Genomic DNA, 15,951 nt, shown 5'->3' on the forward strand with positions numbered 1-15,951 from the left:
CACCGCTACGGCTCTAACAGCTCGATTCGGTTCCCTTCGGGGTCGACGACGAACATGATCGTCGTCCCGCTCTCGGTCGTCTGGGGGCCGCTGAGCGTCTCGACATCGTCGGGCAAGCGGTCGGCGACGGCGTTGAGGTCGTCGACCTCCAGCCCGGGATGGGTCGCTCCCGGACGATTGAGGTCGGGGTCGGGCATTGCCCCACCCTCCGGCTCGTATGTCGCCAGTTCCAGACGGACGCTGCCGGCGTCGAGGTGGACCAGTTCGGCGCTGGCCCCCTCGATGTCGACAGCGGTTCCAAACGCCTCGCCACCGACCGAAAAGCGGGTCAGTACGTCGAGTCCGAGCGCGTCGCGGTAGAACTCAACGGCGCGGTCCAGGTCGCTGACGATGATGCCGAAGTGGTGGCCGGTTGCGTCGATATCTGTCGCCATCTCTGCCGATACCGAGGTCGGCCGGCTGTTAAATCACGGCGGTTCGACTGTTGCCGGAGACGGCTACCGAGGTGCGGGTCCGGTAGCGTCTGACAAACGATTAAATACGTTGCTGCTAAAATAGTACATAAATATGGGTAACAAAAACAAGACAATCTCCTTTCGCGTCAGCGAGGACAAATTCGAAACCCTCCGCGAAATCGCCGAGGAGCGCGACATCTCGCTCTCTGCAGTTTTTCGTGACTACGTCGACACGCTCGTCTCCCACGACGGCCAGGTGAAGGTCGCGCCGGAACACGAGTTCGAGGACGACGCAACCGAGACCAGCACCGAGAGCTTCCCCCCGAAGGTCGAAGTACCCAAGAGCTTCGTCCGCGAGCACGAACGACTCGAACTCGAAGCCGAGCACCTCCGCGAACAACTGGAAGAACACAAGCGCTACGTCACCAAGCTCCGGCAGCAACTCGACGAAATGGATCAGGACGAGGTCATCCACCTCGAAGACCTTGACCAGAGCGAGGAAGAGGACGCCTCCTATCGCATCGGCAGTTTCGACGACTTAGAGTAACCGCTGGCGTTTCTGTTGCACGTCTTCGGCTACGTCGTCTCGCCCGTCGACGTCGGCCAGGGTTTCCACGGCTTCTAACGTTCTGACGGAGTTATCGAGGAAGGAGAGCACGTCACCCGGATAGGCATACAGCATGTAGTCGTCGCTCATCACGTCGACGATGGCGTCCGGTCCCATTCCCTGTTCGCGGAGTTCCAGCAGGTACGAAATAAACTTCCGCTCGGCACAGCCACAGTGGGGGTTGGCCTCACAGTCACAGTCCAGAAAGTCTTCAGCGAAATCGAGGACTCGCTCTCTGGAGGCTTCGTCGAGCTTTGCCAACCCCTCGCCCTGAAACAGGATGTCCAGCGTCGCACCCTTGAACGCGCCCTTTGGGAAGCTCGTCTCTAGCTGGGAGGCAAGCTGCTGGTGGTTCTTGACGTAGATTTTGTCCGTGATGGCCACGCGTGCCCCTCTGTACGCGTCGGCTGTGTAAAAGCGTCTCGAAGCAGCCGGTGACCTAGTCGAAACCCACTCCGAACCGATGTGCAACCGCTGTCATGCGCTCTCACGACTCACTGGTTTCCAGATTCGTAACGTATTTCTGTTCCAGCGGAATATCTACGAATGCTTCAGCGAGCGCGTCCGGGTTGGGGTAGTGGTATCCTTCAGCCTTGTGGTGGCTGAGACGTGGGTTCAATTCCCGCACCCGGACTGTGTAAATTTTCTTATATGCCTTGAACCGAGGACATCGGTACGTTTAGTTTTATTTTCACCCTACTCGGCTCATATTTACTATCTACTACGTTCTTGTCTGCCCTGTAAAAAAGTTCGATTGTCCGACATGTGGTCGGGTATTCGATAGTCGACGTGGTCTTGGGGTGCATCATAGCCGCGTCCACGACGAACGGCTACCGAATAGAGAGTGCAACCATTGTGGAGACTCCTTCTACTGTGAGTCCGCCCGAGCCTACTGTTCGGAGCACTGCCACGATGCCGCCGTATCGTACGAAGGCAAAGCTAATCCGAACTTTTCGGATGCGACAGAGCAGACGAAGTGCGAGGCCTGTGGCGCGAAGTTCGAGTATTACCCGTCGGAGAAAGATGGGGTGTACTGCTCTGACTGTGTCGAGAACGCGGCGTGGCGCGACCCGCCACAAATTTCTGGAGCTGCACACCACTCGTGGTCCGGTGGCAAACTATCGGTCTCCTGTGACGTTTGCGACGCCCGCATTGAGCGATATCCGAGTCAGATTCAGAGTGAAGTCGTCCTCTGCAGCCGTGACTGCCACGCGGAGTGGCTTTCGGCGGCGTTCACCGATGACGGGCATCCGAACTGGCGCGGCGGTGGCGTGGGCGAATACGGACCGGGATGGCGGGCGGTGCGCGAGCAAGCCCTGGCGCGGGACGACCACGCTTGCGTACTGTGTGGGACTGATGCCGACGAACTGGGCCGGAACCCGGACGTGCACCACATCGTGCCGGTTCGGTTGTTCGCCGCAATGCGGGCGCTCGCCGTTCGGGACGCACACACGCTGGACAACGTCATTTCGCTGTGTCCGGGCTGCCATCGCCGAGCGGAGTTCGGCCATGTCTCGCGGGCGAAGTTGCGCTGGCGGGCCAGTATCCCTCGAATGGATACCCCCGTCGCAGGCGGCACGACGGTGTAATTGGACCGGAACCTACACAATCGGTCCCGCCGCCAGTACCCGTATGTCACCGACTGTCGACGAACTGCGGAACGAGATCCGCGAGGCTGTCGGGCGGTACGAACGGCCGGTCTCGACTGCGTTCACCAAGGAAGCGCTGGCGGCGATCTGCGAGGCTGTCGGATACGACGTAGATACGGACCGACTGCCATCGAAACCACAGATGCGGGCGGGAATCCTCTGGCAAATCGGAGAGCAGGAGGATGACAACCCTGCGGACGCAGAGCAGCCTTTCCGGAAGGGGGAACTCGAAGCGGTCGCCGCGGCGCTGGACACCGAGTAACGGTGTCCTCCGGCTGGCGCGAGGGTTCCAGCTGACCACCAGAATGCAGAAATATTTGCATCCCGACAGCGAACTAACCAGTATGGGACGCAACCGCTCTCCGACGTTCGCGAACAGGCAGGCGGCTGGAAAGCGGCTTGGAGAGGCGCTGCGCGAGCGGGATATCGAAGTCGACATCGTCCTCGCTATCCCGCGCGGTGGGCTGCTGGTGGGGCATCCAGTCGCTGACGCGCTCGATGTGCCACTGGATATTTCGGTCGCAAAAAAGATCGGCGCACCGAACAACCCCGAGTACGCTATCGGCGCTGTCGCCGCCGACGGCTCGGTCTGGCTCAACAGCGATGTCATCAACCGACGAGAGATTCCCAGTGACTACGTTGCAAACACGCGATCGGAGATGGCCGAAGCCGCCCGGCAGAAAGCCCAGCGCTACCGTGACTCGAAGTCATCGCTGTCACTTACCGGCAAGCGGGTGTGTCTCGTCGACGACGGCGTGGCGACGGGCGCGACGGCCCGGGCCTGCATCGAGCAGATTCGACAGGCTGACCCCGAGTGCCTCGTCCTCGCGGTGCCGGTCGCATCGCCACGGGCGATATCGGACCTCAAAGCGCTGGTCGACGAGGTGATCTGTCTGGAGGTACCGTCGGAGTTCCGCGCTGTCGGCCAGTATTACGAGCAGTTCGAGCAGGTCTCCGACGAGGCGGCGATGTCGTATCTCGCCGCCGAGTGACCGCTACCGCTCTATTCTGGATTCGGGTTGGACGGTTTCGGTTTCCGGCTCGCCGATGGCGGTGTAGTCGCTGCTCGATTTGATGATGGAGAGTGCCGTCATGATGTCGGATCGGGTGAGCAGCCCTTCGAAGGAGTCGTCTTCGCCAGTGACCAGCAGGCGACCGACGGAGTTCTGTTGGAGCGAGGTCAGCGCGTCCATCACGTCGGTGTCCGAGCTAATCGTGATGATTTCCGTCGTCATCACGTCGCCGACGGTGTAGGCATCGCGCTCGACTTCCTGAACGGCGCGGGCGTCTTCGAGCGTGACAAGGCCGATGACCTCGCCGCCGCGCTCGACCGGATAGCCGGTGTGGCGCTCCCTGAACATTGTCTGGATGAGCTCCCGGACGGACATGTCTTCGGGGACCGTTGTTACGTGGTCCGCCGGCGTCATCACGTCCGCGACGGTGACGCCCTCGAACGCGGCCCGCATCGAGGTCTGGCGGGACTCGCCCGCCGCGCCGATGTAGATGAAGAAGGCCAGCCCGGCGAGGAAGATATTTCCGAGGACGAAGATGCCAAAGAGGCCGAGAAAGACGGCGAACGCCTTTCCGACCTCGGCGGCGAGTGTCGTCGCTCGGGCGTAGGACCGTCGGCGGGCGAGCAGCGCACGCAGAACCCGACCGCCGTCCATCGGGAACCCCGGGAGCATGTTGAACGCCGCCAGCGCGATGTTCATCAGCGCGAGATAGCCGAGAATAAACCGGGCTGATTCGATTGCTGTCGCCGCACCGCTCGGGAGCAGCTGGAACGCGACAAAACAGACAGCGCCGACGGCGATGCTGACGATGGGGCCGGCGATGGCGATGACCAGTTCCTGTTTCCAGTCTTCGGGCATCTCGCTGAGCTGGGCGATGCCGCCGAACAGCCAGAGCGTGATGGAGTCGATGGGAAAGCCATAGCGGATGGCCACGAGCGAGTGGCCGAGTTCGTGGAGGACGACGCCGGCGAACAGGCCGACGGCCGCACCGATGCCGAGCACCCAGACGAGTGCACCGTCGGTGAGGACGGCGGCGTCCAGCCCGGCGTTCAAGGTCCCGTTCAGGAGCTCGGTCGTCTGCTCTACCTGTGTCCCGATAATCCAGGCGAACAGCGGTAGTACGAGGAGAAATGTCAGGTCCAACTGGATCGGGATTCCGAACGCGCTTCCGATACGAAACCGGCGCATATCGAGGAGTTGACGCGGGACGGTCTTAAGCCCCCTTGGCGGGACTCCCGCCGCCACGCCTTTGCGCTGCACCCGCGATGTCTCACACATGAGCGACCCACTGATTCGGCGGGCCGAGGACATCGAGTACGAGGGTGTCGACGCAGCTGACGGGCTAAAAAAAGGCGTTCTCATCGGCGAGGGGACCGGCGGTGGCAATCTCGCAATTCGGCGCTTCACGCTCGCCCCCGGCGGCAGTGTACCGGAACACACCAACGAGGTCGAACACGAGCAGTACGTCCTTGCTGGCCGGTACACCGTCGGTATCGAGGGCGAAGAGTACGACGTCGAAGCCGGCGACAGCCTCCATATCCCCGCCGGCGCTGTCCACTGGTACCGCAACGACGGTGACGAACCGGGTGCGTTCCTCTGTGCGGTTCCCGCCGGCGACGACGAAATCAAACTGCAGGAGTGACTGCTAGCATGTGCATCTCCACGGGCGTAGCAACAGCTGAGCACCAGAGCGCCCAACACAGAGCCGACTACCCAATCCAGGCCGGGTGGGACCGAAAGGGGCGAGCCGCTGGGCGTTCGAGACGACGTAAGCACCGCAGGGAGTGCAACGACCGCGGAGCGCAGCGAGTCGCAGTAGTCCAGCGGCTCGGGGCTTTCTGGCTTTTCGAAACCGTAGCCGCGTGATTCGTCCCGCCCACACCTAGTCCGAACCGCTCAAGTAGCGCAATCGCCACTAGACAACTGTGTCACAGCAGGCCGCACAGGTAGAGACGCTGTTCCTCCACGAACACGGCGAGGAGTTCCGCGTCGTCGCCCAGCGGGACGGCGACCGGCTCTTCCACGGCATCCTCGAACTCAAGGAGACCGACGCCGGCCCCCGCCCACGCCGACTTCGGATCAAGGACGGGACCAGCGAGGAGCTTCGCTCCCCCGACCAGTTCGTCGAGATCGCCCGTCGTGCGGCCCGCATTCGCATCTCCGAGCAGACTGCCCCGCTCGCCCGCGAGCGCATCCGCGAGATGCTCGACGCGTACCAGATCGAGGCCAAGGTCGTCCGGAGCTGCCGGCTGTGTGCCTCCGACGGGCGCTACTCGCCGATCACGAGCGAGACGGCCATCGAAGCCGACGATGAGACCATCTGTCCGGAGTGCGCTCGTCAGCAACTCGACCGCGAACTCGCGTTCAAAGGGAGCATCAGCGGCGACGCGCGCGACCGCCTCGAAGAACTGCTACTGGAAGTCCAGGACCTCGACCGGGTGACGAACCTCCTGTCGGGCCAACTGGACCCGGACCTGACGAAGTTCGACGAGATTTCGGCGACCGTCGACGAGGTCGACCCCGTCCGCGTCGACTCACTGGACCTCCACCCGGGTATGCAAGCACACCTCGAATCCCGGTTCGACACCCTGCTCCCGGTCCAGAGCCTCGCCGTCGAGCACGGGGCCACGGAGGGCCGCGACCAGCTGGTCGTGAGCGCGACGGCGACGGGGAAGACGCTCATCGGCGAGATGGCCGGCATCGACCGCGTCCTCAACGGCAAGGGCAAGATGCTGTTTCTCGTCCCGCTGGTCGCGCTCGCGAACCAGAAATACGAGCAGTTCCAGGACCGCTACGGCGACATGATCGACGTGTCGCTGCGCGTGGGTGCCAGCCGTATCGCCGACGAGGGCGGACGCTTCGACCCCGAAGCTGATGTCATCGTCGGGACCTACGAGGGAATCGACCACGCGCTCCGGACCGGCAAGAATCTCGGCACTGTCGGCACCGTCGTCATCGACGAGGTCCACACGCTCGGCGAGGACGAGCGGGGCCACCGGCTGGACGGGCTCATCTCCCGGCTGAAGTATTACTGCGAGTCTGGCGGCGCGCCCGACAGCGGCGACACGCAGTGGATTTACCTCTCGGCGACGGTCGGCAACCCCGGCCAGCTGGCCGACCAGTTGCGGGCCACGCTCATCGAGTTCGAGGAGCGGCCGGTCCCCATCGAGCGCCACGTCACGTTCGCCGACGGCCGCGAGAAGATTGAGACGGAAAAGAAGCTGGTCAAGCGGGCGTTCGATAATAAGTCCAGCAAGGGCTATCGCGGTCAGACTATCATTTTCACCAACTCCCGGCGGCGCTGTCACCAGATTTCACGGAAACTGGAGTACAGCTCAGCGCCGTACCACGCCGGACTGGACAACCGGAAGCGCCAGCGCGTCGAGCGGCAGTTCGCCGACCAGGACCTCGCGGCGGTCGTGACGACGGCGGCGCTGGCCGCTGGGGTGGACTTCCCGGCCTCGCAGGTCATCTTCGACTCGCTGGCGATGGGTATCGAGTGGCTCACCGTCCAGGAGTTCAGCCAGATGCTCGGCCGTGCGGGCCGCCCGGACTACCACGACAAGGGGACCGTCTACATGCTGGTCGAACCGGACTGCTCGTACCACAACAGCATGGAGATGACCGAGGATGAAGTGGCGTTCAAACTCCTGAAAGGCGAGATGGAGCCGGTCATCACCCGCTACGACGAGGGCGCGGCCGTCGAGGAGACGCTGGCGAACGTCACCGTTGCCGGCAAGCAGGCCAAGCGGCTCAACGACCGGATGGTCGGCGAGGTGCCGACGAAACACGCACTGGGGAAACTGCTCGAATACGAGTTCATCGACGGCCTCTCACCGACTCCGCTCGGCCGGGCTGTGACCCGGCACTTCCTCGCGCCCGACGAGGCGTTCCAGTTGCTCGACGGCATCCGGAAGGGACAGCATCCTTACGAAATCGTCGCCGACATGGAACTGCGCGACGAGCACTGAATCGCTTTCGCCCCGCAGACCTGTCGGCCGAATATCCTTTCGGCGTACATTCTTGTAGCGGCACGTACTTCCGGTGTCCATGGGCCTGTTCGATACGATCCGTCGCGCCGTCGGTGGCGATACCTCGTCGACCGGTGGGGACGAACGGACGGCTGGAGGTGACTCCTCGTCCGACGATGGGCCGGACCGTCTGGACACGGCGACGCTTGACCCGACGGCGTTCCGGAAGTACGCCGAGCGCGTCGTTGACGGCGCGGACCCGCTGACGTTCGACCCCGATGCGCTCGCCCGTCTCGATACAGCCATCGAGGAGAGCTACGGCGGCGAGACCGTCGGTGACGCCGCGGGGACGACGACCTACACCGAGAACACGGTACGGTTCGGGAGCTATCTCGGCGAACTCCTCGTGCGAGCATACGACGGTGAGTGGGTCCAGTCCGACGGCCGGTGGGGCGTCGCCGTTTCCGGGCCGGACGACGAGGTGGGCGTCGCGGTGTTCGACGTGGCCGCTCGCTCGTTCGGCAACGAGCCGGTGTTTGCGGCCGTCGTGACGCGTCTGGAGTCCGAACTGGCACTGGATAGTGTCCAGAACGCCGGACCTGCAGTCCCGGAGACGGACGAAACCGATACCGACAGCGGCGCTTCCGAGCCGACGCGGATCGTTAGCCGCGTCGACGATGGACAGGCGGACGAGCGCGACGCACCTCCCGAACCGACGGCGGCAGACGAGCAAGGTGAGACAACTGCCGGCGATACCGCTGCTTCTGCGCCGTCGCAGGCTGTCGAAACGGAGCCGACCCGAGTCGTTCGTCGGGTCGACGTCGACGCGGAGACGGGTGACGGGTCGGACGACACTGACCCTACACCTGTCGTCGGTGACGTTGCTGACGAACCAGCGAACGAGGCACCACCGGCCAACGAAGCTGATGGCACGGCTTCCGACATCGCTGGAGACGCGAACCCCGATCCGACCGATTCGGCGTCAGACGATGCCGGTAGCGAGCCGTCGACCGCTGAAACCACCGAAGCGGAATCGACTGCCGTTCCGAGTGACCGGCCGTCGGCCACTGACACGCCTGCTACCGCCGAAACAGCTACCGATGAGCTCGCTGATTCGGCCGCGGCCGACGAGGCGGCCGCATATATCGACGAAGCAGAGTCCTCGTTCGATAGTGCTACAGCGGGCCCCTCGGACGACGCACCGACGACCGAGACACCGCCAGCAGGCTCGCCTATCGACTCCCGCGACGATGCTGGAACCGGTGACACTGCGCCCGTGGGGTCGGCAACTGACACACCCGTTGACGACGCAGCGACGGACACAGTCGCTGACGGACCGGCCGACGCATCGATTGACGCCGAACCGCCTGATGCATCGACGGACGCCGACCCGACTCACGATAGCTCGTCGGATGCGTCGTCAGGCGACGCTCCAGATGCAGAGGCGGCGTCCGAAACGACTGCTGACGAGTCACTTGCAGCCATCGACAACACCGCGGCGGTCGATGACGAGCCGGTAGCTGTTGCGGAATCCGACGCCGGGACACCATCCGATGACAGTCCCGATGCATCGGACTCTGTTGCGGACGCCGAGGCGTCTGGTGCCACTGCGACCACACCGTTACAGGACGGCTCAGCTGGCTCGACGGCCCGCTCGTGGGATCCCGGCACGGTCCGCGCGGGCCACGCTGACACCGCTGTCGAGTTCGCCGAGTTCTGGGGCGAGCACGACCTCGATTTTTCCCCGGCCTCGCTGTCACGCCTCGATGACCTGGTCGACACAGAGTGGGACAACGAGCGCTTTGCCGAGACGACGTTCGGGAGCGATGCGTCGTTCGACGACCGCGCATTTACCAGCGTCGTCCGGGAACTCGGCGGCTACTTCGGCGAGGTACTCGTCCGACATCTCGATGGCGACTGGACTGACGAGACGGACCACGAAGCGGCGGTCGTCGTCGGCGGACCGGACGGACAGTTCGCCGTTCCCGTCTTCGAGGTGGCGATAACCTCGCTCAGAAAACGGGCCGTGTTCGGCCGGAGCTACGACGCTTTGCTCGACGACCTCGGCCGCGACGGACCGGTTCGGTGAGCCCGTTCCCGGCGCGTCCACCTCGTCGTAGCTATTCGCTCAGGGCCACGACCGACGTGCTCCCACAGTCGGGACACTCGTCGTGGTCCGCGTAAAGCAGCGTCTCACACTCTATACACCGGTGGGTGGCTTCGTCGTCGGACGCGTTTCCGACCTCCTGTTTCAGCTCCTCGACTTTTCGACCGAGATCGTTGAAAATTCCCATTGGGATACTGTTCGACCCGGACAGGGATAAACGTCGGCCGCCGGGTCAGGGTGCCAGCGGACGCCCGACTCGCAAACGTCCCATCCTTTTGTCACTGGCCCCGCAGGGGACAGACGTGTCGCTGCCACCTGTCACGCCGGGGATGTTGTTCGTGTTCGCGACCATCGTCGCCGCGCTGGTGCTGTTTGCGACGGAGGCGCTGCCAGTCGACGTGACCGCTATCGCCGTCATGGTGGCGCTGATGCTGGCCGAACCGGTGACGGTACTCGCGGCCGATATCGGGCTGCTCGCCGAGCCGGTGTACGTGTTACATCAGCCGGGCGACGGGCTATCGCCGCTGGATCGCGGGCTTTCGGGTTTTGCCTCGACGGCGACGATAACTGTGCTGGCGATGTTCATTCTCTCCGACGGCGTCCAGCGGACCGGCATCGTCCAGATCCTCGGCGCGAAAATCGCCTCCCTGACCGGGGGTAACGAAACGAAACAGCTCGGTGCGACCGTCGGGCTGGTCGCGCCTATCTCCGGGTTCATCAACAACACCGCCGCCGTCGCCATCCTCCTGCCGATGGTGACTGATATCGCGCACAAGGGCAAGCTCTCGCCGTCGAAACTACTGCTGCCGCTGTCCTACGCCTCGATGTTCGGCGGGATGTTGACGCTCATCGGCACCTCGACGAACATCCTCGCCTCGCAGCTCTCGGCGGAACTGATCGGCCGTCCGTTCAGTATGTTCGAGTTCACCCAGCTCGGCATTATCGTGACTATCATCGGGACGATCTATCTGCTCACTGTCGGGCGCTATCTGGTCCCGTCGCGTATCCCGGCCGAAGAGGACCTCACCCGGGAGTTCGAGATGGGTGAGTACCTGACCGAAGTTGTCGTCCGCGAAGACTCCCCGCTCATCGGCCAGACTGTCGAGGAGGCGCTCAGAGTCTCGGAGTTCGACGTGGATATCGTCCAACTGGTCCGTGAGAAGCGCACGTTCCTCGAACCGTTCGGACAGAAAGCGATCCAGGCCGGCGACGTCTTTGCCGTTCGGACGGACCGGGACACACTTGTCGACCTCCTCGACGTCGAGGGGCTGGACGTAATTCCCGAGGTTGAGGTTGACGACGCGGAACTGGAAACCGCGACCGAGCGAAAGAATCTCGTCGAGGTCGTCGTCGCTCCCGGCTCCTCGCTCATCGGCGAGACGCTCGTCTCTACGAGCTTCCGCCAGCGCTACGACGCGACCGTGCTGGCGCTCCGCCACGGACAGGAGCTGTACCGCCAGCGAATGGACCACGTCACACTCCGCATCGGCGATACGCTGCTGGTGCAGGCCACCCCAGACAGCATCGACCGCCTCAACCGCAATAACGACTTCATCGTCGCCCAGGAAGTCGAACGACCGGACTTCCGCCAGTCGAAGATTCCCGTCGCGGTCGGCATCGTCGCCGCCGTTGTGGGTGTCGCGGCCCTGACGCCGATTCACATCGTCATCTCGGCGCTCGGCGGGGCGCTCGCGATGGTCCTCACCGGCTGTCTCCGCCCGCCCGAGCTGTACGACGCCGTTCAGTGGGACGTCATCTTCCTGCTTGCCGGTGTCATTCCGCTGGGAATCGCCCTGCAGGAGACCGGCGGCGCTGACCTGCTTGCGGAGCTGTTCGTCATGGGGGCCGGCAGTGTCCTCACCGCCGGTGGCGGCCTCGCGGTCGTCCTCGGCCTCATGTACCTCGTCACGGCGCTCCTGACGAACATCATCTCGAACAACGCCTCCGTCGTTTTGATGATCCCAGTCGCCATCGAAACCGCCCGGCAACTGAACGCCAACGCCTTCGCCTTCGTCCTCGCCGTCACCTTCGCCGCCTCGACGGCGTTCATGACGCCGGTCGGCTACCAGACGAACCTCCTCGTCTACGGTCCTGGTGGGTACCGATTCGCCGACTATCTGAAGGTCGGTGCGCCGCTCCAGGCCGTCTTCGCCGTCGCGACGACGCTCGGCATCGCGTACTTCTGGGGCCTCGCTCCCGCGTGACACGGCCGCCTCGCAACGAAACGCTTTACACGCTGTCGAGTCGAGGTGGTAGTACGGGATCGTGGGGTAGCTTGGTAACCTTCGGGCCTTGGGTGCCCGCGCCCCTAGTTCAAATCTGGGCGATCCCATAGCTGGATTCCGAATGCGACCGTTCTGTCGCTTCTCCCGCTCCTCTCTAGCGGTCTGTACTGCCAGTCGCCTGCTGTCGTCGCTGCTCTCACCCGTCTTCGTGGCCGGTCCTTACCGTTGTCCAGCAACGACTTTCCGAACAACACTGTGAAAAGAGCCCGCCGCGATGGCACGTCGCGTCAGTCGTCAGTCCTGTCGGGAGCCGAACGCGTGGTGCGCTCCCCGCCGACACCGGCGGTATCGCCGCGCTCGACCGCTCTGCCGCTGGTGTCGAACTGATCGACGGTCCGGGCCAGCGAGTCGGCACGGTCGCGGAGTTCATCCGCGCTCTGGGCGATTTCGGCGACGGACGCGGACTGCTCTTCGGCGGCCGCCGAGACCTGCTCTGCGTCCTCCGTCACGTTCTGGCTGATCTCGGATACCCCGTCGACGCGGTGGACGACGCTCTGCGTCGCGTCGGCCTGGTCCTCTGTGGCGTCCGCGATCTCCTGAATACCGTCGTTGGCGTTCTCTATCGCGTCGACGGTATCCTCGATCGCATCGGCAGCCTCACGGACAGTCTCGACACCGGTGTCAATGTGGTCGCTGGTCGCGCGGATGTCGGTGACAGTCTCGTCGGTTTCCGTCTGTACGGCCGCGATTTCGGCTTCTATCTCTGCTGCCGCCTGCTTTGTCTCCTCCGCGAGGCTCTTGACCTCGTCAGCAACAACAGCGAACCCCTCGCCGTCCTTGTCGGCGTGGGCGGCCTCGATGTTGGCGTTCAGGGCGAGCATATTCGTCTGTTCGGCGATATCTGTGATGAAGTCGACAATCTCGCCGATGTCGTCCATACGCTCCTGCAGATCGAGAATCTGGTCGACCGCGTCTGCCGACCGGGACTCGATTTCCGCCATGTCGTCGATGGCCGACTCAGCGGCTTCCCGGCCGGTTTCGCCACGGTCGACGGCGTCCCTGGCCGTCTCTGCAACCGTCGTCGACGACGCTGCGACCTCCTCGATGCTCGCCGATAGCTCGTCCATCTCGGCGGCGGCCTCCTCAAGGTCGTCGTGCTGTCTGATGGCTCCGTCTGTGATCTCCTGTATGCGGTCGCTGACCGTCTGGCTCGTCGTCTCGATTTCCTCGGCCCCAGTCGCGACCTCAATCGTGGCATCCGCGACTTCGTCGGCGAACGCCGCGACCTCGCTGACGGTGGCTTCGAGCCCGTCGAGCATTGCGTTGAACTCCACCGCGACTTCTCGCATGGCTGTCTCCTCTGCGTCCTCGTCGAGTCGCTTCGTGAGGTCACCGTCGGCGATGTCCTGCATCACCGCGCTGTATTCGGCAGCGCGCTCCTGGAGGCGCTGGCTGGCTTCCTCTGCCTCTGCCCGTGCGTCCTCCGCCTCCGTACGCAGTTCTTCGGCTTCTGCTCGCGCCGTCTTCGCCTCCTCGACTGCGTCCTCCGCTTCTTGAATACGGTTCTGGAGTGAGAGCCGCATATCGTCGAAGGTACCGTAGAGGCGACCGATTTCGTCGGCGCGGTTCGTCTCGAGGTCGACATCGAAGTCGCCGGCCTCGATGCGCTCGGCACGGTCCCGCAACTGCTTCAGTGGGTCGACAGTCCGTTTCCCGAGCACGAGGCCGACAGCCGACAACGAAACGAGCGCCAGCAGGACAAGCAGTCCGACCGTCTGCCCGACCGTATCACGGACACTGAACGCCTGCGCCGTGTCCAGGCTCGTCACCGTGACCCAGTTCGTCGTCGGGACGGGTGCGAACGCGTACACGCGACCATCGGAAACTGCTGTCACCGGTGTTGCCGTACCGTTTGCGTCGCGGATCGCTGCGAGGCTCTCACTGTGGGTGTCGGCATCGAACTCGCGGTCGATGTTCAGTACCGTCTCGTCGTTGGTGTTCAGAATCGTGGTTTCTTTCGTGGAGTTCGTATCGCTGAGGCGGTCGACCTGGCTCTGGATGCGCGTGACGACGACGAGATGCGAGCCGTCACGCTTCGGGACCGAGCTAGCGAACGCCATCACGGGCTCGTCGTTGAGGACCGGTGAGCGGTACGACCGACTACTCGACCACACCTGAGTGTTGTTCCCAGGCCCTTCCGGCACTTCGGCGTTCGTCCACGGCGCGTCAAGGTCTGACAGCGACCGCCCCTCCAGCGGGAGTTCCGTGCTGGCGACTACTTCGCCACGTGTGTCGTTTACGAGGTGCATACTGACAACATCGTCGGGCAGTAGCTGGTCCTGCAGAAGGATGTACGCCGCGGCGCGCCGGTCGCTCCGGAGCGGCTCGCCCTGCGAAACGGAGCGCGTGTGCGTGCGCTGTTGCTCGACCCACGAGCCGATAGCGTCCCCTTCCAGTTGGCTGGTTTCAGCGAGCTGTCCGGTCGTCTGGCGCTCGACTGCTGTTGATGTCGCCTGGAAGGTGAACGCGCCAGCGCCCGCGATGACGAGCAACACGGCGAGGAACGCGACAGCGAACTTCGCAGCGAACCGCTGCCGGACGAACTCGGGGGCGACCCGATCAAGTGCGCTCGCCAGCTCATCGAGCGGACCGCTCGCCATCAGGCACCACCCGTGCTGGAGCGCTCAGTGGGGACGACGATGTCGCCGGCGGCGATCTGCTCCCGCGATGTCGACAGTGCCGTCCTGACGTCATCGGGAATCGCCGGCTCGAGGGAAGTGCCATAGACAATGCCGACCCCGTCACTATCTAGCCCGAGAGAGACGACCTCACCAGCGGGGAGGCTGTCCGCGACCGTCGCCGTCGCCGCGTCGTAGACTGCGACGTTCACCCGCTTGACCATGCTCGCCAGCACGACATCAGCGTACCGGGGGTTACTGCGAGACTGGTCTGAGTCCACTCCGATTGCGTACCGGCCGTGGGCCTGTGCGGCCTGGAAGATGCCAACACCTGCACCACCCGCTGCGTGGCAGACAATATCCGCCCCATCATCGTACATCCCGGCTGCGATGTCGCGGGCGCCCTGCACGTCGTCGAAATTCCCGAGATACTCCGTGAGGACATCGACGTCCGTGTTGGCGTACTCGACGCCGGCTCTGAAGCCGGCCTCGAACTTGTGGATGAGGGGCTGGTCGAGGCCGCCGACGAATCCGACGGTCGTCTCGTCCGGGTTCGTCGAGCCTGCCCCGAGGTCGATATCTCTGGTCGTGAGCAGCCCAGCGAGGTTCCCGGCCTGGAACGACCCCTCGTGTTCTCGAAACACGTAACTCGCCACGTTGTCGGCATCCACGACAGAGTCGACGATCATGAACTGCTGGTCCGTGTACTCCGTTGCAGTCTCAGATAGCCCCTCAGCCTGCAGAAAGCCGATACAACAGATCAGGTCGTATGACGGGTTTGTCGAACTCGCCAGCTCAGCCTGTACTTCGGCGAATCCGGCGACACTGGTTGGCTCGTGGTTCGTGTATTCGACCCCGTCATCGAGCCGCGCGCGCTGAATGCCGCGGTTCGCCGCATCGTTGAACGAGCGGTCATCGAGTCCGCCCAGCGCGTACACCATTCCGACAGTCGCCGCCGCATCGCTCTCGTCGATGCCACTGGCGGTCGCTTGCTGGCTGTCGCTGGCCACTTCATCTGCCTCTCCACTCCCCGCAAAACTCTCGAAGCGGCTCCCGCAGCCAGCGAACGCTGCGGTTGCAGCCACGCTACCGCTGGCGAGAAGCCGCCGTCTTGTGATTTTTTGTTTACGCACGGTTATTCTATTCTGAGTGGACCAGGTATACCAGCAAAAAATACTGGTCCCAGTTCTCGACACTGATACTAATACCACCCCCGTACAGCCGCGGTTCAGTTCCACCCCGGTTT

General features: G+C 63.7%; 14 protein-coding genes and 2 tRNA genes. 10 read left to right on the plus strand and 6 right to left on the minus strand.

Translation table 11 applies throughout. The features are described 5' to 3' along the window. Positions 1–5: 5 nt before the first annotated feature. Positions 6–434, minus strand: coding sequence for a VOC family protein (locus tag D3D01_RS09175; protein ID WP_121511980.1), 429 nt, complete (start codon positions 432–434; stop codon positions 6–8). 133 nt (positions 435–567) lie between these two features. Here D3D01_RS09175 and D3D01_RS09180 point away from each other — a divergent pair, with 133 nt between their 5' ends. Continuing rightward, the gene (locus D3D01_RS09180) at positions 568–1,002 is read left to right on the plus strand and encodes a CopG family transcriptional regulator (RefSeq protein WP_121511981.1); all 435 of its coding nucleotides are present in this window, start codon (positions 568–570) and stop codon (positions 1,000–1,002) included. Here the strand turns inward: D3D01_RS09180 and D3D01_RS09185 are convergent. Beyond that, on the minus strand, positions 994–1,446 hold the full coding sequence (locus D3D01_RS09185; RefSeq protein WP_004590290.1) for a DUF5814 domain-containing protein: 453 nt from the start codon (positions 1,444–1,446) through the stop codon (positions 994–996). The genes D3D01_RS09180 and D3D01_RS09185 overlap by 9 nt on opposite strands. A 179-nt stretch (positions 1,447–1,625) precedes the next feature. Here D3D01_RS09185 and D3D01_RS09190 point away from each other — a divergent pair. From D3D01_RS09190 to D3D01_RS09205, 4 genes are all read left to right on the plus strand, one after another. Then, positions 1,626–1,696 (plus strand) — tRNA-His (locus D3D01_RS09190). Positions 1,697–1,862: 166 nt separating this feature from the next. Further along, a complete protein-coding gene (locus tag D3D01_RS09195) occupies positions 1,863–2,651 on the plus strand; it encodes an HNH endonuclease (protein ID WP_233563290.1) in 789 nt (262 codons plus the stop codon). Positions 2,652–2,694: 43 nt separating this feature from the next. After that, entirely contained in the window at positions 2,695–2,973 is a 279-nt protein-coding gene (locus D3D01_RS09200; RefSeq protein WP_101348858.1) for a hypothetical protein, read from the plus strand. Positions 2,974–3,055: 82 nt separating this feature from the next. Further along, complete coding sequence (locus D3D01_RS09205; RefSeq protein WP_121511983.1) at positions 3,056–3,703, plus strand: phosphoribosyltransferase; 648 nt, start codon at positions 3,056–3,058, stop codon at positions 3,701–3,703. Positions 3,704–3,706: 3 nt separating this feature from the next. Here the strand turns inward: D3D01_RS09205 and D3D01_RS09210 are convergent, their stop codons facing one another. Beyond that, positions 3,707–4,912: a CBS domain-containing protein gene (locus tag D3D01_RS09210; RefSeq protein ID WP_121511984.1), complete on the minus strand. Its 1,206-nt coding sequence runs from the start codon at positions 4,910–4,912 to the stop codon at positions 3,707–3,709. 88 nt (positions 4,913–5,000) lie between these two features. On the opposite strand from D3D01_RS09210, the gene D3D01_RS09215 reads away from it, so the two are divergent. The 3 genes from D3D01_RS09215 to D3D01_RS09225 all read left to right on the plus strand — a co-directional run bounded on the left by D3D01_RS09215 (position 5,001) and on the right by D3D01_RS09225 (position 9,784). Further along, positions 5,001–5,366, plus strand: a complete 366-nt coding sequence (locus D3D01_RS09215; RefSeq protein WP_101348861.1) for a cupin domain-containing protein — start codon at positions 5,001–5,003, stop codon at positions 5,364–5,366. 283 nt (positions 5,367–5,649) lie between these two features. Beyond that, positions 5,650–7,695 (plus strand): DEAD/DEAH box helicase, encoded by a 2,046-nt coding sequence (locus tag D3D01_RS09220; protein WP_121511985.1) that lies wholly within the window; start codon positions 5,650–5,652, stop codon positions 7,693–7,695. Positions 7,696–7,774: 79 nt separating this feature from the next. Further along, positions 7,775–9,784, plus strand: coding sequence for a hypothetical protein (locus D3D01_RS09225; RefSeq protein ID WP_121511986.1), 2,010 nt, complete (start codon positions 7,775–7,777; stop codon positions 9,782–9,784). 31 nt (positions 9,785–9,815) lie between these two features. On the opposite strand, the gene D3D01_RS24035 is transcribed toward D3D01_RS09225, so the two are convergent. Next, the gene (locus tag D3D01_RS24035) at positions 9,816–9,989 is read right to left on the minus strand and encodes a hypothetical protein (protein ID WP_199722445.1); all 174 of its coding nucleotides are present in this window, start codon (positions 9,987–9,989) and stop codon (positions 9,816–9,818) included. A 142-nt stretch (positions 9,990–10,131) separates the two neighbouring features. Between D3D01_RS24035 and D3D01_RS09230 the strand changes: the two genes are divergently transcribed. Together D3D01_RS09230 and D3D01_RS09235 are read left to right on the plus strand one after the other, a co-directional pair. Further along, the gene (locus D3D01_RS09230; RefSeq protein ID WP_121511987.1) at positions 10,132–12,006 is read left to right on the plus strand and encodes an SLC13 family permease; all 1,875 of its coding nucleotides are present in this window, start codon (positions 10,132–10,134) and stop codon (positions 12,004–12,006) included. Positions 12,007–12,061: 55 nt separating this feature from the next. Then, positions 12,062–12,134 (plus strand) — tRNA-Pro (locus D3D01_RS09235). Positions 12,135–12,314: 180 nt separating this feature from the next. Here D3D01_RS09235 and D3D01_RS09240 read toward each other — a convergent pair. Together D3D01_RS09240 and D3D01_RS09245 are read right to left on the minus strand one after the other, a co-directional pair. After that, positions 12,315–14,687, minus strand: a complete 2,373-nt coding sequence (locus D3D01_RS09240) for a methyl-accepting chemotaxis protein (RefSeq protein ID WP_121511988.1) — start codon at positions 14,685–14,687, stop codon at positions 12,315–12,317. Continuing rightward, positions 14,687–15,838: a BMP family protein gene (locus D3D01_RS09245; RefSeq protein ID WP_121511989.1), complete on the minus strand. Its 1,152-nt coding sequence runs from the start codon at positions 15,836–15,838 to the stop codon at positions 14,687–14,689. Before D3D01_RS09245 ends, D3D01_RS09240 begins: the two co-directional genes overlap by 1 nt. Positions 15,839–15,951: the final 113 nt, after the last annotated feature.

The sequence above is a fragment of the Haloarcula sp. Atlit-7R genome (genome assembly GCF_003666065.1).
Classification (GTDB): Archaea; Halobacteriota; Halobacteria; order Halobacteriales; family Haloarculaceae; genus Haloarcula; species Haloarcula taiwanensis.

What these genes read in the sequence shown, in the direction of transcription:
- D3D01_RS09175 (WP_121511980.1), bottom strand. Translation starts at nt 434, where the DNA reads ATGGCGACAGATATCGACGCAACCGGCCACCACTTCGGCATCATCGTC.
- D3D01_RS09180 (WP_121511981.1), top strand. Translation starts at nt 568, where the DNA reads ATGGGTAACAAAAACAAGACAATCTCCTTTCGCGTCAGCGAGGACAAA.
- D3D01_RS09200 (WP_101348858.1), top strand. Translation starts at nt 2,695, where the DNA reads ATGTCACCGACTGTCGACGAACTGCGGAACGAGATCCGCGAGGCTGTC.
- D3D01_RS09205 (WP_121511983.1), top strand. Translation starts at nt 3,056, where the DNA reads ATGGGACGCAACCGCTCTCCGACGTTCGCGAACAGGCAGGCGGCTGGA.
- D3D01_RS09210 (WP_121511984.1), bottom strand. Translation starts at nt 4,912, where the DNA reads ATGCGCCGGTTTCGTATCGGAAGCGCGTTCGGAATCCCGATCCAGTTG.
- D3D01_RS09215 (WP_101348861.1), top strand. Translation starts at nt 5,001, where the DNA reads ATGAGCGACCCACTGATTCGGCGGGCCGAGGACATCGAGTACGAGGGT.
- D3D01_RS09225 (WP_121511986.1), top strand. Translation starts at nt 7,775, where the DNA reads ATGGGCCTGTTCGATACGATCCGTCGCGCCGTCGGTGGCGATACCTCG.
- D3D01_RS24035 (WP_199722445.1), bottom strand. Translation starts at nt 9,989, where the DNA reads ATGGGAATTTTCAACGATCTCGGTCGAAAAGTCGAGGAGCTGAAACAG.
- D3D01_RS09230 (WP_121511987.1), top strand. Translation starts at nt 10,132, where the DNA reads ATGTTGTTCGTGTTCGCGACCATCGTCGCCGCGCTGGTGCTGTTTGCG.
- D3D01_RS09240 (WP_121511988.1), bottom strand. Translation starts at nt 14,687, where the DNA reads ATGGCGAGCGGTCCGCTCGATGAGCTGGCGAGCGCACTTGATCGGGTC.